Source organism: Pseudomonas sp. Hz4, assembly GCF_054898165.1.
In genome coordinates this window covers 2034747-2057531 of the sequence record NZ_CM142719.1, presented here as the reverse complement: position 1 = coordinate 2057531, position 22785 = coordinate 2034747, and the positions used below count along the sequence as shown (strand labels likewise).

General features: G+C 61.2%; 10 protein-coding genes. 4 read left to right on the top strand and 6 right to left on the bottom strand.

Annotation, left to right across the window (positions count from 1 at the left end; all coding sequences use genetic code 11):
- Nucleotides 1-137: 137 nt before the first annotated feature.
- The 5 genes from ACYZTR_RS09250 to ACYZTR_RS09230 form a co-directional block, all read right to left on the bottom strand.
- The gene (locus ACYZTR_RS09250) at nucleotides 138-365 is read right to left on the bottom strand and encodes an MbtH family protein (RefSeq protein ID WP_461978231.1); all 228 of its coding nucleotides are present in this window, start codon (nucleotides 363-365) and stop codon (nucleotides 138-140) included.
- Between the two features lie 80 nt (nucleotides 366-445).
- The gene (locus tag ACYZTR_RS09245) at nucleotides 446-1858 is read right to left on the bottom strand and encodes a diaminobutyrate--2-oxoglutarate transaminase (protein WP_461978229.1); all 1413 of its coding nucleotides are present in this window, start codon (nucleotides 1856-1858) and stop codon (nucleotides 446-448) included.
- Nucleotides 1859-1935: 77 nt separating this feature from the next.
- Nucleotides 1936-2421 (bottom strand): GNAT family N-acetyltransferase, encoded by a 486-nt coding sequence (locus tag ACYZTR_RS09240; RefSeq protein ID WP_461978227.1) that lies wholly within the window; start codon nucleotides 2419-2421, stop codon nucleotides 1936-1938.
- Nucleotides 2422-2570: 149 nt separating this feature from the next.
- Nucleotides 2571-3896 carry an ATP-binding protein gene (locus ACYZTR_RS09235; protein WP_461978225.1) on the bottom strand — a complete coding sequence of 442 codons (1326 nt, stop codon included), beginning with the start codon at nucleotides 3894-3896 and terminating at the stop codon, nucleotides 2571-2573.
- The gene (locus ACYZTR_RS09230) at nucleotides 3893-4576 is read right to left on the bottom strand and encodes a response regulator (protein ID WP_461978223.1); all 684 of its coding nucleotides are present in this window, start codon (nucleotides 4574-4576) and stop codon (nucleotides 3893-3895) included. The genes ACYZTR_RS09235 and ACYZTR_RS09230 overlap by 4 nt, the downstream gene beginning before the upstream one ends.
- Nucleotides 4577-4851: 275 nt before the next feature.
- On the opposite strand from ACYZTR_RS09230, the gene ACYZTR_RS09225 reads away from it, so the two are divergent.
- The 4 genes from ACYZTR_RS09225 (at nucleotide 4852) to dsbG (ending at nucleotide 9339) form a co-directional block, all read left to right on the top strand.
- Nucleotides 4852-5565 carry a hypothetical protein gene (locus tag ACYZTR_RS09225; RefSeq protein WP_461978221.1) on the top strand — a complete coding sequence of 238 codons (714 nt, stop codon included), beginning with the start codon at nucleotides 4852-4854 and terminating at the stop codon, nucleotides 5563-5565.
- Nucleotides 5566-5993: 428 nt separating this feature from the next.
- Nucleotides 5994-7730, top strand: coding sequence for a protein-disulfide reductase DsbD (dsbD, locus tag ACYZTR_RS09220; RefSeq protein WP_461978219.1), 1737 nt, complete (start codon nucleotides 5994-5996; stop codon nucleotides 7728-7730).
- Nucleotides 7730-8596 carry a prolipoprotein diacylglyceryl transferase family protein gene (locus ACYZTR_RS09215; RefSeq protein ID WP_461978217.1) on the top strand — a complete coding sequence of 289 codons (867 nt, stop codon included), beginning with the start codon at nucleotides 7730-7732 and terminating at the stop codon, nucleotides 8594-8596. Before dsbD ends, ACYZTR_RS09215 begins: the two co-directional genes overlap by 1 nt.
- Nucleotides 8572-9339, top strand: a complete 768-nt coding sequence (gene dsbG, locus ACYZTR_RS09210) for a thiol:disulfide interchange protein DsbG (RefSeq protein WP_461978215.1) — start codon at nucleotides 8572-8574, stop codon at nucleotides 9337-9339. The genes ACYZTR_RS09215 and dsbG overlap by 25 nt, the downstream gene beginning before the upstream one ends.
- Nucleotides 9340-9453: 114 nt before the next feature.
- Here dsbG and ACYZTR_RS09205 read toward each other — a convergent pair whose 3' ends face one another.
- Nucleotides 9454-22452 carry a non-ribosomal peptide synthetase gene (locus ACYZTR_RS09205; RefSeq protein WP_461978213.1) on the bottom strand — a complete coding sequence of 4333 codons (12999 nt, stop codon included), beginning with the start codon at nucleotides 22450-22452 and terminating at the stop codon, nucleotides 9454-9456.
- Nucleotides 22453-22785 lie beyond the last annotated feature (333 nt).

The following is a 22785-nucleotide window of genomic DNA, read 5'->3' as shown; positions in this document are numbered from 1 at the left end:
CCGGGACGCTCTGCGTCCCAAAGCGGACGCGGAGCGCCCGTTGAGGCATTCCCACGCAGCGTGGGAACGATCAATTCCAGACCCAAAAAAGCCCGCTGACCTTTCCGGTCCAGTGGGCTTCTCTTTGCGCGAAAACTTTAGTGAGCCACGGCCGCCTGCTCGTCCATCTTCTGACGCAGGCTCAGAGGACGCATGTCGGTCCAGGTTTCTTCGATGTAGGCCAGGCATTGCTTTTTCAGGCCGCTCTTGCCCACGGTGCGCCAGCCTGCAGGCACGGCTTTGTAGTCGGGCCAGATCGAGTATTGCTCTTCGTGGTTGACCACGACCTGAAAGAGGATGTCCTCGCGGTCGAATACTGAAGTCATGGTGTTTCTCCATCGCTGTAGGGTGGGCTGCACTGCGTGCGCAGCCGTATGTAGAAGGAACGTGCCAGAGGCTGAAAAATTTAGAGGCTGGCGGTGGCAGCGGCCATGGCCCTGCCGAAAATCTCGGCCACCCGATCGATTTCCCCCGCAGTGATCACCAGCGGCGGCAGGAACCGCACCACGCCGCCATGACGGCCGCCCAATTCAAGAATCAAGCCGCGCTTGAGGCATTCACGCTGCACCAGCGGCGCCAGACGACCGAAAATCGGCGGATGACCCAATGCATCCGGCGCACCCGTCGGATCGACCAGTTCAACGCCAAGCATCAAGCCGCGCCCGCGAATGTCACCCAGTTGCGGGAAGTCCCGTTGCAGGATCCGCAGGTGTTCGCTCAAGCGTTCGCCCATGACGGCGGCGTGCTCGCAGACCTTGTGTTCGGTCAGGTAACGCATCACCGCAGAACCGGCGGCCATGGCCATCTGATTGCCGCGGAAGGTCCCGGCATGGGCGCCCGGCAGCCAGGTGTCGAGCCAGTCACGATAGACCACCACGGCCAGCGGCAAACTGCCGCCGATGGCTTTGGACATGACCACCACGTCGGGAATGATCCCGGCGTGTTCGAAGGCGAACATCTTGCCGGTGCGGGCAAATCCGCTCTGGATTTCATCGACGATCAGGGCCACGCCGGCCTTTTCGGTAATTCGCCGCAGGCCGCGCAACCAGTCGAGATCGGCCGGGATCACCCCGCCCTCGCCCTGCACCGCTTCAACGATCACTGCCGCCGGCAATTGCACACCCGCCTCGGGATCGTTCAGCAGGTTTTCCAGGTAGCTCAGGTTGACCTTCACCCCTTGCGCGCCGCCGAGCCCGAACGGGCAGCGGTAGTCGTAGGGATACGGCATGAACTGCACGCCATTGCTGAGCAAGGCGCCCAAGGGCTTTTTCGGCCCCAGACTGCCCATCAGGCTCAGCGCGCCCTGGCTCATGCCGTGATAACCGCCCTGGAACGACAGCACGGTGCTGCGTCCGGTGGCGGTGCGCACCAATTTCAGCGCGGCTTCCACTGCGTCGGTGCCGGTCGGGCCGCAGAACTGGATCTTGGCTTCAGCGGCCAATGCCGGCGGCAGCAAACCGAACAGGTCCTGAACGAACTGATCCTTGACCGGGGTGGTCAGGTCGAGGGTGTGCAGGGGCAGTTCATCGGTCAGCACTTGCTGGATCGCTTCGATCACCACCGAATGGTTGTGCCCCAGCGCGAGCGTGCCGGCACCGGCCAGGCAATCGATAAAGCTACGGCCTTCGACGTCTTCGACATAAATGCCTTGGGCACGTTTAAGAGCCAGGGGAATACGTCGCGGATAGCTGCGGGCATTCGATTCCTGCTGGTTCTGACGGGCCAGCAACGGCGATTCGTTGAACTGATAAAGCGTCTCGGCCGGCGCCGGAGTGATCCGGGCCGACTGATCTTCCATATGGCTGGTAGCGACTGACATCTCTCGACCCCTCAATAAGGTTTTCCTGTTCTGGAAACGCATCAGGGCGCCGAGGATTTAGACCCTCGATCAGCTTTCTATGAAGGGGGTGTCAGCGCTTTGTGCATGGGAATGGCATGGAGCCCCGCCACCGCGAAGGTTCCAGCGCAAGGCTGGTAACCCAGATGACGGTAAAACGCTTCACTGGTACGGGTGCTATTGAGTCGTGCCTGGCGCAAACCCTGACCGAACAACCAGCCTTCGAGGTCGTGCACCAGCGCTTGCCCGGCCCCGCGACGAAACCATTCCGGCTGCACGTAACAGAACGCGACCTTGCCACTGATCGCGGCCATGGCGACCCCGACCGGTTTGTCCTGCAACAGGGCGATGTTCAGGTACAACCGCTGGTCGGTCAGCCAGGGCTGCACGTGTTCGATGGTCTTGTTGTGGGTCCAGGTGGCGACGGTTAGCGGATCGTTGCGATGGTCGAGCGCGCAACCCACGCGAATGGAGCGCTCGACGATCCGGCTAATGATGCCGGCGTCGGCGGGGGTTGCCTTGCAGATGTGTATGGGTGCATCCATGGCGCTGTTACCTCAATCCATTGAGTCAAAGCTGCCGGGGACGATAGCGCCGGTGACGGCTCGAATGCCAATGGAGAGGAGTTACATTTGATGTGCGACATAGAACCCCTGTTGGAGCGAGCGCGCTCCCACAGGGGATTGGGGGGGTATCAGATGGGTTGCAACGGCATGGTCAACTCAACCCGCAGCCCATCCGGCCGGCTGTCGAAATGCAGGGTGCAGCCGCAGCGCTGGACAATCGCCTGGACAATCGCCAGACCGAGACCGCAGCCGGTGCTCTGGCCATGGCGCCAGAAGCGTTGGGTCAGGTGTTGCAGATCGTCTTCGGCAATGCCGGGCCCATGGTCGCGAACCACAAACTGCACGCGGTTGCCGGTGGTTACCAGACTGAGCTCCACCGCGCCGTCGCCCGGGGTATGACGCAGCGCGTTGTCCAGCAGGTTGCGCAGCGCGGCAATCGACAGCACGGCGGGCATTTGCACCGGGGCGTGAGAGATCTTCGGCGGCACCTGAAACTTGATCCGCTGACGATCACCGCTGGCGGCGTCCTGAATCGCCAGTTTCGCCACCTGCTCGGCGCTGCATTGCACACCATCATCGAACGACAGACTGCCCTCGACCCGCGCCAGCAGCAGCAATTGTTCAAGGGTGCGGTGCAGGCGATCGGCACCCTCTTCGGCCCGGGCCAGGGATTGATCCCGGGCCGCGCCATCGGTCATGCGCGCCACTTGCAGGTGGGTCTTGATCGCCGTCAACGGGCTGCGTAACTCGTGGGCGGCGTCACCGGTCAGACGGCGTTCCCGTTCGATGGTCTTGCCGATCCGTTGGAACAGCTGATTCTGGGTGTCCAGCAACGGTTGCAGTTCGCTGGGCAGCGGCTGGATCTGCAGCGGTTCCAGGGAATCGGCGCTGCGGCGCATCAACGCATCGCGCATGCGGTTGAGTGGCGCCAGCCCCTGGCCAATACCCAGCCACAAGAGGCACAGGCAACCGAGCAAGGCCACGCCCACCGGCACCGAAGCCGCCAGCAGGATCGACAGGTTCAGCGCTTCACGCTCGATCTGCCGATCGGCGGTGGTGATGCGCAGATCGCCGCGGGCCAAGGTGAAACTGCGCCACGGCGCGCCGTCGATCATCTGATCGTGGAAGCCCATTTTCTCGGCTTCCAGGGTTTGTTGCGGATCGGTATGACTGCGGGCGAGGATTTCGCCACGCAACGAACTGACCTGACAGGCCATGCCACCGGGGATGTTCAATTGTTCTGCGCTGAAATGAGTGCCCTCACCCTTGCTCGGCAACGCCGGCATTTGCTCCATCAGGCCGGCGACCATGCGTGCCGACGCCACCAGTCGCTGGTCGAGGGAAAACATCATTTGGTTGCGCAGGTCGCTGAGCATCCAGGCCGCAGCCAGGGCCCAGATCAGCGCAAAAGCGGCGCCGAGTGTCAGGCTCAGGCGCAATCGCAGGCTCATCACTTTTTCAATTCCTCTCCGCCATCGGCCGGCCCCAGTCGATAGCCCAGGCCGCGCACGGTCTCGACAATGCCATTGCCGAGTTTGCGCCGCAGGTGATGGATATGCACATTGAGGGCGTTGCTTTCCAGCTCATCGTTGAAACCGTAGACGCTGTCTTTGAGTTGCTCGGTGGACAGCACCCGACCCCGGTTATGCAGCAAGGCCTGCAGCAGCGACTGCTCGCGACGGGAAAGGTCCACCGGCTGGCCGCCCAGCATGGTTTCGCGGCTGCTCGGGTCGTACGTCAAACGGCCGTGCTCGATCAGGTTGACGCTGCGCCCCGCCACCCGTCGCAACAACGTATGCAGACGCGCGGCGAGTTCGCGCAGGTCGAAAGGCTTGAGCAAGTAATCGTCGGCACCGGCTTGCAAGCCATCGACGCGGTCGGTGACTGAATCCCGGGCGGTGAGGATCAACACCGGGATTTCCAGACCGCCGTGTCGCAACTGCTGCAGCAGCTTCAAACCGTCTTCATCGGGCAGACCGAGGTCGAGCACCATCACATCGAACTCGGCGACCTTGAGCATCGCCCGGGCAGAGGAAGCCGTGGCAACGTGCTCTACGGTCAGGCCCTGGGCGGTCAGGCCGGCGACGATGCCGCTGGCGATCAACTCATCGTCTTCGCAAACCAGTACGTGCATGGGGAGCTCCACAAATAGTGCGATTGAAGCAGGCTGGGATTAAGTCGTGATTATGTCGGGGACAAGGGGCGAAGAGAAGCCCACGTGACCGGTCGAGCCTTTCATAAAACAGGTATACGGGCATCTGCAGACGTGTTTATACAGTCCCCCAACAACACAACCAACCTTAATCAACCTGGAAACAAACTTATATATATCGATACTTCCGCAGAATATAACACACGTTATAATCTCAACTACCAACCAAAAACAAACCGATATCAAAGGTGCAAAAAATGAAACCAATGGAAAATTTTGTCGCCGTCGACTGGCGCTCCGACAGAGACAAGTGCTATTTCTTTTTCAAAGACACAAAAAAATATAGCCGGTTCGACAATTCTTACAACGAAGTAGACTACGGCTATCCAAAATACTACACACGCGAGAATTGGGGCGTGCTACACCAGCACTTGAGCAAGCTGCGCTTCGGCTTCCACACCTCCAACATCATTACAGAAAACAAAATTGAGCTCGACGCCGACATCCTTTGGCTATTTTATTACGACGGTGAAACGCCAATGTTCTGTGAGTACGATCAGGATGCCGATTCCAACAGAGGAATGCGCACCATTAAAGGTTCACAGTGGGCCCCACTACTACCCTATTTCAACCGCATAGTTGCAGGAACCTGGTGGGAAGGAACGGGTTTATTTAAAAAAAATAAAACAATGTTCAGATTCATCCTAGATAATGGAGAAGGCTTGGACTTCGACTGGAAAACCCAGCAGATTGCAACGCACCCCATTGATGAAACTTCATGGCCAGGCTTGACACCTTACACCGACCGAATCATCACAGCCGTAAAAATCCATGCAACGTTTGGAGACAGCTACTACTATATTTTCTTGACCAATAACGAATACTTAAAATACAACATCCAGCAAAACCACCTGACGAGTGCCCCCTTCAAGGTCAACAACGAAACTTGGCCGAACTTACAAAAACCTTAACGCCGGTAATGTTCAAAGAAGCACAAATACAAGACCATACTCTTGGACGGATTGACACTCACCCCTCAAAACTCAACCGATAAATACTCACGTAAGAGCCATATAAACAGCACCCAATACATCACCCAATAAAATAAACTGACGAGCTTCATCACCATTGATTGGCGGGCAGCGCAAAATGATCGAGCAGCTGACCGCCATTTCTATATTTCTCTTGATCAATAACGAACACATCACCTTTCAAATCCCTGAAAACGCTTCGGACACGAGGCGACAAAATCAATCCGAGCACATTGCAACCGCCGAGGCTCGCCCTTTTTTTTAAATCGGGTCTCGCGCTCTCAACCTTAAAGCCAGAGCATGGTTAATCATCGGTTAATCGACGCCGCCCATTGTGCACCTCACTTGCACAGGGACAAGGCTTACCCATGCGTCGACTGTTTCTATTTTTTGTTCTCCTGATCTCGGGTTTGGCCCAGGCAGGGACTGATCCCTTCGCGACCAAATCCGACTTTCTTCCCGTCGGCAAGGCGTTCATCTTCACCTCTGAACGCCTGGATTCCGGTGAAACCCAGCTTTATTGGCAGATCGCCGACGGCTATTACCTCTACCAGCAACGCCTGAAATTCGATGGCTTGCCCGCGGAGCAAAAGCCCGTATTGCCTGACGGCGAAGCGCACAGCGATGAGTTCTTCGGCGAACAGCAGGTCTATCGCCAAGGCCTGGAACTGAAGATCCCGGCAGGCGCCACAGGTCAGATCAAGGTGGGCTTCCAGGGCTGTGCCGATGCCGGCTTGTGTTATCCGCCGCAATCCCAGGTCGTGGATCTGGGCGGTAAATCGACTTCCGCTGCGACAAATGGAGCGCCGGATCAAGCCTTGGCCAGCGACCTGCAACAACGAGCGCTGGGCTGGAGCTTGCTGGTGTTCTTTGGTCTGGGGCTGTTGTTGGCCTTCACGCCTTGCTCGTTGCCGATGCTGCCGATTCTGGCGGGTTTGATCGTCGGCAGTGGCGCCACGCCCAAGCGCGGTTTCGCCTTGGCGACCAGCTACGTCGTGAGCATGGCGCTGGTGTATGCGGCGATGGGCGTGCTGGCCGCGCTGCTCGGGGCGAATCTGCAGGCGTTGTTGCAAAACCCTTGGTTGCTGGGCAGTTTCGCAGCGGTGTTTGTGTTGCTGGCGTTGCCGATGTTCGGCTTCTTCGAGTTGCAACTGCCGGTGGCTGTGCGTGATCGCCTGGAACATGTCTCGCGTAATCAGCGCGGCGGCAGCCTGTTGGGCGCTGGTGTGTTGGGGGCCTTGTCCGGTTTGCTGGTGGGTCCGTGCATGACCGCGCCATTGGCGGGCGCCTTGCTCTACATCGCTCAAAGTGGCAATGCGCTGCATGGCGGACTGATTCTGTTCGCCATGGGCGTCGGCATCGGTGTGCCGCTGCTGTTGCTGGTGACCGTCGGCAATCGCTTCCTGCCCAAACCCGGCGCCTGGATGAACCTGCTCAAGGGAGTGTTCGGCTTCCTGTTCCTCGCCACTGCCCTGCTGATGCTGCGCCCGGTGCTGGATGAATCCCTGTGGGTCGGCTTGTGCGGCGCCTTGCTGGTGATCGCGGCCTACAGCGCCTGGCGCCAATCCGCAGGTTTCGGACGGACCGCTCATGTGTTCGGTGCCAGCTCATTGTTACTGGGTTTGTGGGGCAGCCTGCTGCTGCTGGGTGCCGCCGGAGGCAGTGACGATCTGTTCAAGCCATTGCAGGTCTACAGCACTTCGAACTCGAGCCGTGCGGCAAACCCTGTCGGCCACGACGCTTTCACCACCCTCAAGGACCCCGCCGCACTGCAACGAGAACTCGACGCGGCACGGGCTCAAGGCCAGTGGGTGCTGCTGGACTACTATGCCGACTGGTGCGTGTCGTGCAAGGTCATGGAAAAACAGGTATTCGGCAAACCCCACGTACTGGAAGCCTTGAAAGATGTGCGCTTGCTACGCCTGGACGTCACCGCTGACAATGCCGCCAGCCGCGAACTGCTCGGCCGTTATAAAGTGCCGGGGCCACCGAGCTTGCTGTGGATCGGTGCCGACGGCATCGAGCGTCGCAGCCAGCGCATCACCGGTGAGGTCAATGCCGACACCTTCCTGCAACGCTGGTCCACCACCCGAGACGCCCGTTAATGCTGACCTTGACCCTCGGCACTTTTGCCATCGCGCTTAATCACCTGCTGCTGATCAGTGCCCTGGCGCTGGCGACCTTCGTCGGCTGGCGAGTGGCCAAGCGCGGCGGCGAGAACCCGGAGTCGGTGCTGTTCAGCCTGTTCCTGCTGGGCATGCTGGCCGCCCGGATCAGCTTCGTGATCGCCTACTGGGCGCAGTACCGCAACGATCCGTGGCAGATCATCGACCTGCGCGACGGCGGCTTTCTCGCCTGGCCCGGTGTGATCGTGCTGCTGCTCGTCGCGTTGTATCGAGGCTGGCGTCGCCCGGGCTTGCGCCGCCCCTTGGGCTTTGGCGTGGCCAGTGGCCTGGCGTTCTGGCTGCTGGCGACTTTCTCCCTGACGATTTACGAACAAGGCACACGCCTGCCGGACATTACCCTGCGCAATGCCGCCGGTGAAACCGTGCAATTGGCCGACTACAAGGGCGGCCCGTTGGTGATCAATCTCTGGGCCACCTGGTGTCCGCCGTGCCGCCGGGAAATGCCCGTGCTGGAAAACGCCCAGCAACACCGCCCGGACCTGACCTTCCTGTTCGTCAACCAGGCTGAAAGCATGCAAAGCGTCAGTACTTACCTGGAAACCCAGGGCCTGAGCCTGTCCAACGTGCTGTTCGACGGCAGTGGCCGTTTGGGCCAGGCCGTCGGCTCCATGGCGTTGCCGACTACGCTGTTCTATAGTCCCGACGGTCGCCTGCTGGGCAGCCATCTGGGTGAGCTGTCGGACGCCAGCCTGGCTCGCGCCCTGGAAAACTTCGACACCCCGAATCCTGCCGCACCGGCCACCTCTTCAAGGAAACTGCCATGCCCCGCCTCCGCCACCTGCTGACATTGACCCTGGGCGCCGCCCTGCTGCACTTGCCGTCGGTCCAGGCTGAAGAGCTGCCCGAAGCGATCAAGAAAATCGAAGCCAAGGGCGCGAAAATCGTTGGCCAATTCGACGCACCCGACGGTCTGCGGGGTTATGCGGCGCAGTACCAGAGCCGCGGCATCGCGCTGTATCTGACTCCGGATGGCAAGCATGTGTTGCTCGGCAATTTGTACGACGCCGACGGCAACGACCTGAGCAGCGCGCCGCTGCAGAAGCTGGTTTACGCACCGATGGCCAAGGAAGTCTGGGGGAAAATGGAAACCAGCAACTGGATCGCTGACGGGAAGAAAGATGCGCCGCGGGTCGTGTACTTGTTCAGCGATCCGAATTGCCCTTACTGCAACATGTTCTGGGAGCAGGCGCGGCCATGGGTCAAGGCTGGCAAGGTGCAGCTGCGGCACATCATGGTCGGCATCATCCGCGAAGACAGCCCGGGCAAATCGGCTGCGCTGCTGGCCGCCAAGGATCCACAGAAAGCGCTTGAAGACCATGAGAAGTCCGGCAAGAACAGCTCGCTAAAAGCCCTGAAGAACGTACCTCCGGCGATTCAGGCGAAACTGGCGGCCAACATGCAGTTGATGGAAGAATTGGAGCTGCAGGCCACCCCGGCGATTTTCTACATGGACGACAAGGGCGAGTTGCAACAGCAGCAAGGCGCGCCTTCGCCGGACAAGTTGGTGAAGATTCTCGGGCCTAAGTGACCTCACCGGACCCTTCGCGAGCAGGCTCGCTCCCACAATGGACCTGTGTTTGCAGGACTAGATGTGGGAGCGAGCCTGCCTGCTCGCGAAGGGGCCTTCACAATCGCTAGAGAATCAAAGCCCTTCCAACTCCGCCATCAGATCATTCAACCGATCAACCTTCTCCTCGGTGGTGTCGCTCGCCGCCAGCCCTTCGATGTACTCGGCCAGTTCTTCCACCGTGCTGCATTCGAACATCGCCCGCAGCGGCACATCACGTTGCAGGGCTTTCTGCACCCGCGAAGCGATCTGCGTCGCCAGCAGCGAATGCCCGCCCAGCTCGAAGAAGTTGTCACGCCCCCCCACCTTCTCGACCTTTAGCACTTCGGCCCAGATATCAGCCAAGATTTGCTCCAGTTCATTGCGTGGTGCCTGATAGTCCTGGCACTGCAACTGGCCGATTTCCAGCGCCGGCAAGGCCTTGCGATCCAGTTTGCCGTTGGCATTGAGCGGCATCCGGTCGAGCCACAACCAATGCAGCGGCACCATGTATTCCGGCAGTTCAGTGCGCAGGCGTTGCTTGATGCGTTCCAGTCGCTCGGTTGGATTGATCAAAGCATCAGTCGCTACCAAATAGCCGACCAGATGCTTGCCGTTGACCCCTTCCTGCACACCCACCGCCGCTTCGCGGACTTGCGGCTGCTCATGCAGACGCGCCTCGATTTCACCCAGTTCGATGCGGTAGCCGCGGATCTTCACTTGATGGTCGATACGCCCAACGTATTCCAGCACGCCGTCACTGCGACGACGGGCCAGATCTCCGGTGCGATACAGACGATCACCCGGCGCGCCAAACGGGTTCGGCACAAACACTTGAGCGGTGCGCAACGGATCACTGACGTAGCCGCGGCCGACGCCAGTACCGGCGACGCACAGCTCGCCCACTGCACCCCACGGCACCAGTTCCAGCGCGCCGTCGAGCAGGTACAAACGGTTGTTGTCGGTCGGCGTACCGATCGGCAGGTAACTGCCGCGAGTCGACGCCATGTCGACGCGGAAGAACGCCACGTCATCCGAGCATTCCGCCGGGCCATAGGCGTTGACCAGCCCGATCTGCGGGTAGCGCAACAGCCATTGACGTGCCAGTTCCGGCGGCATTGCCTCACCGGTCGGCAGCATCCAGCGCAGGCCGTCGAGGCTCATGCGTTCCTGGGCGAGCATGCCCTGAATCAGCGATGGCACGCTTTCCAGCACGGTGATGCCCTGGGTCGACACATGCGCCAGCAACCCTTGCGGATCATGGGCGATGGTGTTCGGCACGATGTCCACCCGAGCGCCGAACAGCGGTGCGGCGAGGAACTGCCAGACCGAAATGTCGAAACTTTGCGAGGCGGTCTGAGCAATCACATCGGCGGCGCTCAGGTTCAGGTACGGCACCTTGCTCAACTGGTTGTTGAGCATGCCGCGCTGCTCGACCATCACGCCCTTCGGCAGACCGGTGGAACCCGAGGTATAGATCACGTAAGCGAGGTTGTCCGGACCACTGTAGACACCCGGATTGACCACCGAAACATCGCTCGCCTGCACCTCTTCCCACACCAGCAACTTCGGCCGATTGGCGCCACTGAACTGTTCCAGTAGCGCGACAGCGTGTTCACGACAGGCCTCGGTGCAAACCAGCAACGGCGTGCGGCTCAGGTCAATGATCCGGCTCAGACGCTGACTCGGCAGGCCCGGGTCCAGCGGCAAGTAACCGGCGCCCGCCTTGAAGCTGCCGATGATCATGCCCAGCAGATCAAGGTTACGTTCAGCCAGCAATGCCACCGGTTGATCCAGCCCGACGCCTGCCGCAATCAGCGCATGGCCGAGACGGTTACTGCGCTGGTTCAGCTCAACGTAGCTGTGCAACTTGTCGAGGCAACTCGCGGCAATCCGTTGTGGATGTTGCGCGACCTGAACTTCGAACAACGCGACGTAGCTCTGCTCCAGCGGATAGTCGTGTTCACTCTGATTGCAGCCATGGATCAGGAAGTCCTGCTCTTCGGGCCCCAGCAGCGGCAAGTCAGCCATGTCGCCATGGAAACCTTCGACCAGCGCCAGCAGCAACCGCTTGAACTCGCCGAGCATGCGTTCGACGGTCGATTCATCGAAGTAACGCTGGTCGTAAGACAGGTGCAAGCCCAGGTCATCGCCCGGATAGCAGACCGCCGTCAGCGGGAAGTTGGTGTGGGTTCGACCCGAATCAGACGTCGCGTTGAGGCTCTGCGCACGGTCCAGCACCGAGACTTCCACCGGGGCGTTTTCGAACACGAACAGGCTGTCAAACAACGGCTGGCCCTTGGGCAGTTCGCTGTTTTCCTGAATGCTCACCAGCGGCAGGTATTCGTACTCGCGCAGCTGCATGTTGCAGTCGAGCAAGCCACTGAGCCATTGGCGAACGCTGCAGCGCTGATCGTCTTCGGGCATTTTCACCCGCAGCGCGATGCTGTTGATGAACAGCCCGACGGTGCGCTGCATCGCTGGCATTGCCACCGGACGACCAGCCACCGTGACGCCGAACAGCACGTCGCGATCACCGCTCAAACGTTGCAGCACCAGCGCCCACGCCGCTTGAGCAAATGTGTTGATGGTCAGTTGATGCGCCTGGGCCAGTTCGCGCAGTTGCGCACCGTCACGGGCATCCAGCCTTGTATAGCGATCGCCGACGATCATGCCGCCGCTTTCACCGGCATGTTCACGCAGGAACGGCCGGTCGCTCGGAATCGGCGTGGTCCGTTCGAAGCCTTGCAGGTTGGTTTTCCACCACTGCCGCGCCTCGGCCAGGCTCTGGCGCTGCAGCCAGCCGATGTAGTCGCGATAGCGCGGTGGCACGGCCAGCTGCGCGTCTCGACCTTCGCCCAGTGCGGTGTAGATTTCGAAGAAATCGTTCATCAGCAGCGAACGGCACCAGGCATCGATGAGGATGTGGTGGTTGCTCATCAAGAACCAGTAACGCGCCGCGCCAACTCGGATCAGTCGCAAGTGGAACGGTGCCTGATTGAGCAGATCGAACCCGGCCTCACGCTCGCTTTTGAGAAGTGCCTGCAACGTCGGCTCCTGCTCGGCGTCGGCGATTGCGGTCCAGTCCAGGTACTCGATCGGCGTGCTGCCTGGCTTGTGGATAACTTGCAGCATGTCTTCGCCGACGTTCCAGCAGAACGATGCGCGCAGGGCTTCGTGACGGGCGATCACCGCTTGCCAGGCCTGGGTGAAACGCTGCGGGTCGAGCTCGCTGTTGATGCGGTAGCGATCCTGCATGTAATAGAGGCCGGTGCCCGGTTCCAGCAAGGTGTGCAGCAGCATGCCTTCCTGCATCGGCGTCAGCGGGTAGACATCTTCGATGACGGCGGCCGGGATGGGCAGCGCGTCGAGTTGCGGTTGGGTCAGTTTCGCCAACGGGAAGTCAGACGGCGTCAGGCCGCCCGCATCGTCGACCAGGCAATGTTCGATCAGGCTCTGCAATTCGCCGAGGTAAGCGTCAGCCAGATCGGTGATGGTCCGCGGATCGTGGCGTTCGGCGCTAAAGGTCCAACGCAGTACCAGCTCACCACCATAGACCTGACTGTCGATGCTCAGCTCATTGGGCAGCGGCGCGCGAGGATCATGGGCCGCGCCGACCGCTTCATCGAGAGGCAGGAACAAGGCGTCCGCGCCGAAGCTCTGGTCGAACTGACCGAGGTAATTGAAGGTGATCGGCGCCACCGGCAAGGCCGCCATGCTCTGACGGATCGAGTCATCGGCGAGATAACGCAACACGCCATAACCCAGACCTTTGTGCGGCACCGCACGCAGTTGTTCCTTGATCGCCTTGATCGAGGCGCCCTGCCCGGCGGCTTCTTCAATGTTCAGCGGCATCAGCCGCAGCGGATAAGCGCTGGTGAACCAGCCGACGGTGCGCGTCAGGTCGATTTCGTCGAACAGCGCTTCACGGCCATGGCCTTCGAGTTGAATCAACGCCGACGCGTGACCGCTCCAACGGCACAGCACGCGGGCCAATGCAGTCAACAACAAGTCGTTGACCTGGGTGCGATAGGCACTCGGCGCTTGCTGCAACAATTGTCGGGTGCGTTCGCTGTCGAGGCGCACACTGACGGTTTGTGCATGACGATTCTGCCGGCCACCCTCGGGTCGATCACACGGCAACTCGACACTTTGACCGGCCAGTTGAGACTGCCACCAACTCAGTTCTTCACGCAGGGATTCGCTGCCGGCATACGCTTGCAAACGTGTGGCCCAGTCCTTGAAGGCACTGGTTTTCGCCGGCAGTTTTGCCGACTGCCCCGCGTCCAGTTGGCGATACACCGTTTGCAGATCGTCCAGCAGCACCCGCCACGAAACGCCGTCCACCACCAGGTGGTGAATGGCAATGAACAGCCGCTGTTGGCCCTCGGGACCGTCGACCAGCAGCGCCCGCATCAGCGGCCCCGCTTCGAGATCGAGGCTGCGCTGGGCATCGGCGAACAGTGCCGCGCATTTGTCCATGGACGCAACGCGCACTTGCCACACCACCGGTGCCTCGGAAACCGCTTGGTGCTCGGCCTGCCATTGACCTGCGACTTCGGTGAAACGCAAACGCAAGGCGTCGTGCTGTTCGATCACCGCCAGCAATGCTTGCTCGAGGTGATGTGGCTCCAATGCCACGGTAGGTTCCAGCAGCAATGCCTGGTTCCAGTGTTGGCGCTGAGGGATATCGGTGTCGAAGAACCAGTGCTGGATCGGCGTCAACCGTGATTCGCCGATCAGCAAACCTTGCTCGGCCGTGACCTGCTCAGTGCGGGTCGCCACGGAGGCCAGGGTCTGTACCGTCTGGTGCTGGAACAGGTCACGCGGGCTGAAGTGAATGCCCTGCTGCCGCGCACGACTGACCACCTGAATCGACAGAATCGAGTCGCCGCCCAGTTCGAAGAAGTTGTCGTTGAGGCCGACCTGTAGAACGTTCAGCACTTCGCACCAGATCGCGGCCAGCGTCAGTTCAAGCTCATTGCTCGGCGCCACGTAGTGCTGACGGTTCAGCGCCGGATCCGGTGCCGGCAGTGCGCGGCGGTCGAGTTTGCCGTTGGCGGTCAGCGGCCAGCGAGCCAGCAAGATCAAGTGCGTCGGCACCATGTAATCCGGCAACTGGGATTTGAGGTGATTTTTCAGGGCTTCGCGAAGTGAGGCTTGTTGGGTTTCGTCCTGCTCGGCAACGTCGGTCACAAGGTAGCCAACGAGTTGTTTTCCGCTCGGTGCATCAAGGGTCAAAACCACGGCCTCACGCACGGATTCATGCTCCAGCAGACGGGTTTCGATCTCACCCAGCTCAATGCGGAAACCACGAATTTTCACTTGATGGTCAACGCGCCCGAGGTACTCCACCAGACCATCGGCGCGCTGGCGCACCCGATCACCGGTGCGGTACAGACGCCCGCCATTGGCGGCAAAAGGATCGGCGACAAACCGCTCGGCCGTCATGCCCGGACGCTGGTGATAACCCTGCGCCAGCCCGGCACCGCCGACGTACAATTCGCCCGTCGCGCCTTGCGGCACCAACGCCAGATCGGCGTCGAGAATGTAAGCCACGCGAGCGCCAATCACGCTGCCGATCGGCACACTGCCCATTCCCTCTTCAAGCTGCTCGGGCGCGAGACTGGCCAGCGGCATGACCACGGTTTCGGTCGGGCCGTAAGCGTTGAAAAACAGACTCGGCTTGAACGCTGCGCGAATTCGCGTCAAGTGTTCGCCGGTCAAGGCTTCACCGCCGGTGATGCACATCCGCACCGGTAATGTCTCGCCTTGAGTCGCCAGCCACTGCGCCAACTGGCTGCCGTAACTTGGGGTGAAGCCGAGGATGTTGATGTTGTGACGGCGAATCAGACCGCAGATTTCTTCCGCGTCCCACTGGCCTTGCGCACGCAGAACGACTTGCGCCCCACTCAACAACGGCACCAGTAGACGCTCAGTCGCGGCGTCGAAGTTGATCGAATAGAAATGCAGCTCGCAATCGTCCGGGCGCATGCCGAAGCGCTCAATCACGGCGTGGCAGTGCATGGCGATTTCACCGTGGGACACCACCACGCCTTTTGGTTTGCCGGTAGAGCCCGAGGTGTAAATCAGGTACGCCTGGTGTTGTGGCAGGCTGATAAACGGCAGCTCGGTGGCCGGGTAATTGGCCAGTGTGGCGGCGTCCTCTTCGAGGCACCCACGAGCCACGGTTGGCGGCAGTTCGCCAAGCGCGTCGAACATCGCCGCATCGCTGAGCAGCAAACCGATGCCGCTGTCTTCGATCATGTAGTGCAAACGATCCAGCGGGTATTCCGGGTCCAGCGGCACGTAGGCGCCGCCAGCCTTGAGGATCGCCAGCAGGCCGACGACCATATCCAGTGACCGCTCAAGCGCCAGACCGACACGTACCTGCGGCCCAACGCCACGCTCGCGGAGCATCCAGGCCAGGCGATTGGCGCGACTGTCGAGTTCGGTGTAGCTCAGGGTTTGCCCGGCGAAGGTCAGGGCTGGCGCGTCTTTGCGGGCCAGGGCCTGCTCGCTGAACAGGTGCTGAATGCACTGATCGAGTCGATGTTCACCCGGCTCGACGCCGAGGCTGTCGAGCAGGTGTTGCTGTTCGGCAGCTTCCAGCAACGGCAGCTCACTGAGGCGCTGTTGCGGATCGGCCAGCAGCGCTTCCAGCAGGTTGCGCCAATGCCCGGCCATCCGCGCAATGCGCGGTTCATCGAACAGATCAGTGCTGTAGGTCAGGCAGCAACCGAGGCGATGGTCGAGGTCGGTGACTTCCAGGTTGAGGTCGAACTTGGTCGCTCGCGCATCGTTGGCCAGGTACTCGACGGTCATGCCGGCCAGTGTGCGGCTCTGCTGGAACTCCCAGCGCTGAACGTTGCACATCACCTGGAACAACGGGTTGTAAGCCGCGCTACGCGGTGGCTGCAAGGCTTCCACCAAGTGATCGAACGGCAAGTCTTGATGGGACTGACCTTCGATCACGGTGTGGCGAACCTGCTCGAACAACTCACCCACGGACATTTGTCCGTCGAGCTGGCAACGCAGCACCTGGGTGTTGAGGAACGCACCGATCAGCCCTTCGCTTTCCGGACGAATCCGGTTGGCCACCGGCGCGCCGATGCGCAGGTCGGTCTGGCCGCTGTAGCGGTAAAGCAGCACGGCCAGCGCGGCGGTCATGGTCATGAACAGGGTCAGACCGTTTTGCGCGTTGAAGGCGCGAACCCGTGCGGCAAGATCATCGCTCAGGTCGAAACGGAACAGCTCGCCTTGATGACTTTGCACGGGCGGACGTGGACGGTCGGCGGGTAATTCCAGCAACGGATGTTCGCGACCCAGTTGCGTGGTCCAGTAATCAAGTTGACGCTGACGTTCGCCGGACTCCAGCCACTGTCGCTGCCAGACGCTGTAATCCAGGTAGTGCACCGGCAGCGATTGCAGCGGCGATTCGCGGTCATCGACAAAGGCTTCGTAGAGTGCACTCAGTTCCCGAGCGAAGATGTCCATCGCCCAGCCTTCGGTGACAATGTGGTGCAGGGTCAGCACCAGGGAGTGTTCCTGCTCAGCGGTCTTGATCATGCAGGCGCGCAACAGGGGTCCGGTTTCCAGATCGAAAGGTTTATGCGCCTCGTCGTCGGCCAGTTGCTGGACGCGCTGTTCGCGGCTATCAACGTCGAGCGCGCAGAAGTCCTTCCAGTCCATGCGCATCCCGGTTTGCGGGTGAACCCGTTGCTGGGCCACGCCGTCGATGCTCGGGAACGTGGTGCGCAAGGTCTCGTGACGCATGATCAATGCTTGCAGCGCGGCTTCAAAGCGCCCGACATCAAGCACCCCGCGCAGCCGCGCCATGCCGCCGACGTTGTAGGCCGGGCTGTCCGGCTCCATCTGCCAGAGGAACCACATGCGCTGCTGGGAATAAGACAGCGGTATCGGCTGGCTGCGGTCGACTTTCTCGATCGACGGCTGCTGATTGGTGTTGCCACTGGCCTGAATCAAGCGAACCTGTTCGGCAAACCCACCCAGCTCACTGTTTTCGAACAGCGCGCGCAGCGGCAACTCGACGTCGCAGGCCTGACGGGTGCGGGAAATGATTTGCGTGGCCAGCAGCGAGTGACCGCCGAGGGCGAAGAAATCGTCACGCAGACCGATTTGCACCCGTCCTAATACTTCACGCCAGATACCGGCGATGCGTTGTTCCAGCGCGGTGACCGGTTCGACGTGTTCGCGCACTTGCCAATGCGGTTCCGGCAACGCGCGAAGGTCGAGTTTTCCGCTGGGGCTCAAGGGCATTTCGTCCAGTCGCATCAGCCGCGCCGGAACCATGTATTCCGGCAGTTCAGACGCCAGCGCGGCTTTCAGGCGGGCGGTTTGAGCGTCTTCGGTTTCGCTGGTTACAGTGGCGGTGTAGTAACCGATCAACTGTGCGCCGGCCGCCGTTTCGCGCACCAGCACCACGGTTTGAGCGACGCCGTCCTGAGCCAGCAGACGTGCTTCGATTTCTTGCGGCTCAACGCGCAAGCCGCGCAGTTTGACCTGCTGATCGAGACGGCCGAGGTATTCAATCACGCCGTCGGCGGTCCAGCGGGCACGGTCACCGGTGCGGTACAAACGCGCGCCCTGCTCGCCCAGCGGATCGACGACGAAGCGTTCGGCGGTCAGGCCCGGACGCCCCAAATAGCCGCGCGCCAAACCGATGCCACTGATGCACAGCTCGCCCGGCACACCGGCCGGAACGGGATTGAGTGCCTCATCGAGCACGCGACACAGCACATTGCCCAGCGGACGACCAATCGGCGAGCGCTCGCCATCGGCCGTTGTGCAGTGCCAATGAGTGACGTTGATCGCGGTTTCGGTCGGGCCGTAGCGGTTGTGCAATTGCACGGCGGGCAGTTGTTCCAGCACGCGGTTGCGCAGTTCGGCGGGCAAGGCTTCGCCACCGGAGAACACCCGACGCAGGCTGGTGCACTCGGCGGTCAGCGGTTCGTCAATGAACAACGCCAACAGCGGCGGCACGAAGTGCAGCGTGGTCACGCCGAACTGTTGGACAAGCTGCGCGATGCGGTGCGGATCGCGATGTTCGCCCGGCCCGGCGAGCAGCAGACGGCAACCGGTAATCAATGGCCAGAAGCATTCCCACACCGACACGTCAAAACTGATCGGGGCCTTTTGCATCAACACGTCAGTTTCGTTCAGGCGATAGGTGTTCTGCATCCATTGCAACCGCTCGGCGAGGGCGACGTGGGTGTTGCCGACGCCCTTCGGCTGGCCGGTGGAACCGGAGGTGTAAATCACGTACGCCAGGTTGTCGCCGTGCAAGTGCAGGCCCGGTGCGTGGCTCGGCCAGCTCTCCAGATGCAAGGCGTCCATGGCGATCACGCTGACGCCATCGTCGGCCGGCAGGCGATCAAGCAGCTCGGTTTGGGTCAGCAGCAATTCGACGCCGCTGTCGCTGAGCATGTAGGCCAGGCGTTCGGCCGGGTAATCCGGATCCAGTGGCACGTAGGCGCCACCGGCCTTGATGATCGCCAGCAGGCCGATCAGCAACTGCGGCGAACGCTCGGCAGCGATGCCCACGCAGACGTCCGGACCGACGCCTTTGTCGCGCAGGTAATGGGCCAGGCGGTTGGATTGGGTGTGCAGTTCGGCGAAGTCCATGGCGCCACCGTCCCACATCAGGGCGGTGCGCTCAGGGGTCAGGCGAGCCTGCTCATTGAGCAATTCCGGCAGCCACTGGCTGGCCGGCGTACACGGTGCGGCGCTCCACAAAGTTTGCTGATCGAGCTCGGACGGGTTCAGCAGTTGCAGGTCGCCGATGGTGGTTTTCGGTTGCTCGCAGATGGCTCGCAGCAGGTTGCTGAAGTGCTCGGCCAGACGCTCGATAGTCGCCACGTCGAACAATTCGCTGGCGTAATCGAAGGACAGACTGAGGCGACCATTACGGTCTTCCTCGCTGTGCAACTGCAGGTCGAACTTGGCTTCGCGGCTGTGCCACGGCAGCTCTTCGGCCAGCAACCCAGGCAAGCGACGCAGTGCACTCAAATCCCGCTGCTGGTGGTTGAACATGACCTGGAACAAACCTTGTTCGCGGGCTTGCGGGAAGGCTTCGAGCAATTGTTCGAACGGCAGGTCCTGATGCGCTTGTGCGCCCAACGCGGCCTGACGGGTTTGCGCCAGCAACTCCACAAATGGCAGCTGCGAATCCAATTCGGCGCGCAGTACCTGGGTGTTGATGAAGAAGCCGATCAACCCTTGGGTTTCCAGGCGCGGACGGTTGGCGTTCGGCACGCCGATGCGGATGTCGCGCTGGCCGCTGTAGCGGTGCAGCAGGCTCTGGAACGCCGCGAGCAACAGCATGAACGAGGTGGATTCATGGGCCTGGGCGGTCTGGCGAATGGCTTCGCTCAGGGTCGCGCCCAGCTTCACGCAATGGCGGGCAGCACTGTGAGTGTGTTGCGCCGAGCGTGGATGGTCGGTGGCCAGGCTCAGGGTTGGATGCTCATCGCCCAATTGCGCTTTCCAGTAAGCCAGCTGACGCTCGCCCTCCCCTTGTGCCAGCCATTGGCGCTGCCAGCCGCCGTAGTCAGCGTAGTGCGTGGGCAATGCCGCGAGCGTCGCTGATTGTCCTTGGGACGCTGCGGCATACAGGCGCGAAAACTCGTCGATCAGCACGTTCAGCGACCAACCGTCGGCGATGATGTGGTGCATCGTCACCAACAGTTGATGGTCCTCTTCATCGAGGCGCACCAGGGTCACCCACAGCAGCGGGCCTTTTTCCAGATCGAATGGAGTACGGGCTTCGTCCTCACGGATTTGCTGCGCACGGACTTCACGCTCGGCAACCGGCAGGTCGCTGATATCGATGAGTTGCAGGTTGAATTCGCTCGCTGCATCGACCTGGTGCAGCGCCACACCGTCACGCTCGAAGAACCGCGTGCGCAGGGATTCGTGACGCTCGATCAACTGCTTGAAACTGGCGCGCAAGGCGTCTTCATCCAGCTCGCCGCGCAAGCGCAAGGCGCCGGGAATGGTGTAGGCGCTGCTCTGCGGGTCGAGCTGCCAGGTAATCCACAGGCGGTTTTGCGCCAGGGATTGCGGCATGGCTTCTGTGCGCGACAGCGGGGTGATCGAGCCGTGGGCGGGGCCACCATCCTGCTGTTGCTGAGCGACCGCGGCGGCAAATGCGCCTAGGGTCGGCGCTTCGAACAGCAGCCGCAGGTTCAGCGCCAGAGCGAGTGCTTCGCGCAGACGCGCGACCACCTGAGTGGCAGCGATGGAGTTGCCGCCCAGCAGGAAGAAGTGATCGTCGGCGCTGACCTGTTTGACGCTCAGTTGCTCGCACCAGATCTGGCCGATCAAGGTTTGCAGTTCAGAACCTGATTCAGTTGCAGATTTACCTTCGACGTCTGCCCGCGGGAACAGCGCATAGCTGTCGAGGCTGCCGTCCGCCAGGCGATTGCGGCATACCGAGCGTTGCAGTTTGCCGCTCGAGGTCTTCGGCAGCGCGCCCGGATTGAGCAGCACCACCACGCTCGGCGCTTCCTGATACGCCTCGGCCACGGCTTGGCGGATGGCTTTGATCAGGGCGTCGGGCGGCAGGATTTTCTGCACGCTGCGGCTGACTTCCGCCGCGATGCCGATGCCTTCCTGCCCCTCGATGTAGACGGCGAAAGCGGCGACCCGCCCTTTGCGCACCACCTCCACTTCGCGTTCGATGGTTTGCTCGATGTCCTGCGGATAAAGGTTGTGACCACGCACGATCAACATGTCTTTCAGGCGCCCAGTGATAAACAGTTCACCGTTGCGCATAAAGCCCAGGTCGCCGGTACGCAGCCAGGTACGGCCGGCGCGCTGAACGAACGTCTTGGCGGAGGCTTCGGGGTTGCGCCAGTAGCCGCGGGCGATGCTTGGCCCGGCGGCCCAGACTTCGCCGACCGTGTTGTCAGCCAGCTCGTTGAGCGCAATCGGATCGACAATCAGCACCGCGTGCTCCGGCTGACTGATACCGCAACCCATGATCGGGCTGCCTTCGCCCGGCTCCGCACGGTTCTGCGACAACGCTTTATCGTCCACGCGCAGGTTTCCAATGCCCTGACCGCGAGGGCTGCCGGCCACGAACAGCGTCGCTTCGGCCAACCCGTAGGACGCCATGAAACTGTCTTGGGTGAAACCGCAGACCGCGAACTTCTCGGCGAAACGTTCCAGCGTATCGAGGCGAATCGGCTCGGAGCCGGAATACGCCACGCGCCAGCCGCTCAGGTCGAGGTGCTCCAGGGCCGATTCACTGACCCGCTCACTGCACAGTCGATAGGCAAAATCCGGCCCACCACTGATGGTGCCGCCGTACTCGCTGATCGCTTCCAGCCAGCGCAACGGCCGGCCGAGGAAATACGCCGGCGACATCAACACGCACGGCACGCCGCTGAAAATCGGCTGCAACAGACCGCCAATCAGGCCCATGTCGTGGTACAGCGGCAACCAGCTGACGATCACGTCGTCAGGATTCAGATCAATGCCGAAGCCGTGGCGAATCAGCAGTTCATTGGCCACCAGATTGCTGTGGCTGACTTGCACCCCTTTAGGCAACGAGGTGGAGCCGGAAGTGTATTGCAGGAACGCAATGTGGTCGTCTGCAAGGTTCGGCGCCACCCAACGTTCGGCCAGGGCGCTGTCGAGGGTGTCGACGCACAGCAACGGCGGCGCACCCTCTATTGGCTGCAACGCATCGCGCAGGCCGGCGCTGGTCAGCAACAGACGCGGTTCGGCATCGCTAATGATCGACAGCAGACGCTCCTGATGATGACGACGAGCCGACTCCGGCGGATAGGCCGGCACCGCGATCACACCGGCGTACAGGCATCCGAAGAACGCCGCGACGTAATCCGGGCCGCTGGGAAACAACAGCACCGCGCGATCGCCAAACGCCGCCTCGGCCTGCAACGCGCCAGCAATGGTCCGCGCCCGCTGATCCAGCTCGCGATAACTGAGCACCACAGCCTGATCCTGGGTTTCGGCGAGAAAACGCAAGGCCACCCGGTCCGGCGTCAAGGCCGCTCGGCGCTGAAGGGCTTGGACCAGTGTGCTGGGGAGTTCGAACGCGTCGGTCATGGGGTTTCCTGCCTGAATTCGGCTTGCAAGTGAAATCGGTTTTCTGACGTCACGCCCCTTCGAGGGCGTGCAGGACACGGTCTTCGCCGACCGCGCGAGGCTTGGGAATGCTGTTTTGGTCGCAGGTGCTACCCGGAATCCTTCACCAATGAGAACGGTTGACGTCTTGAAATAATTAGTCGAAAGGCTTGAACGCCAACAGGGCCGGGCGTGTCAACGTGTCGCAGTTCTCACTCCGCACCTTTGCCGGGCATTAGCTCTATTTCTCATTTGACAATCATTATCATTCAGAATAATTTGTCGCTCGATGTGTAGGACGACTCAGCCCCGCTT

Bases quoted from the DNA above. Each gene is read 5' to 3' on its own strand.
- ACYZTR_RS09250 (WP_461978231.1), bottom strand. From the start codon at position 365: ATGACTTCAGTATTCGACCGCGAGGACATCCTCTTTCAGGTCGTGGTC.
- ACYZTR_RS09245 (WP_461978229.1), bottom strand. From the start codon at position 1,858: ATGTCAGTCGCTACCAGCCATATGGAAGATCAGTCGGCCCGGATCACT.
- ACYZTR_RS09240 (WP_461978227.1), bottom strand. From the start codon at position 2,421: ATGGATGCACCCATACACATCTGCAAGGCAACCCCCGCCGACGCCGGC.
- ACYZTR_RS09230 (WP_461978223.1), bottom strand. From the start codon at position 4,576: ATGCACGTACTGGTTTGCGAAGACGATGAGTTGATCGCCAGCGGCATC.
- ACYZTR_RS09225 (WP_461978221.1), top strand. From the start codon at position 4,852: ATGAAACCAATGGAAAATTTTGTCGCCGTCGACTGGCGCTCCGACAGA.
- dsbD (WP_461978219.1), top strand. From the start codon at position 5,994: ATGCGTCGACTGTTTCTATTTTTTGTTCTCCTGATCTCGGGTTTGGCC.
- ACYZTR_RS09215 (WP_461978217.1), top strand. From the start codon at position 7,730: ATGCTGACCTTGACCCTCGGCACTTTTGCCATCGCGCTTAATCACCTG.
- dsbG (WP_461978215.1), top strand. From the start codon at position 8,572: ATGCCCCGCCTCCGCCACCTGCTGACATTGACCCTGGGCGCCGCCCTG.
- ACYZTR_RS09205 (WP_461978213.1), bottom strand. From the start codon at position 22,452: ATGACCGACGCGTTCGAACTCCCCAGCACACTGGTCCAAGCCCTTCAG.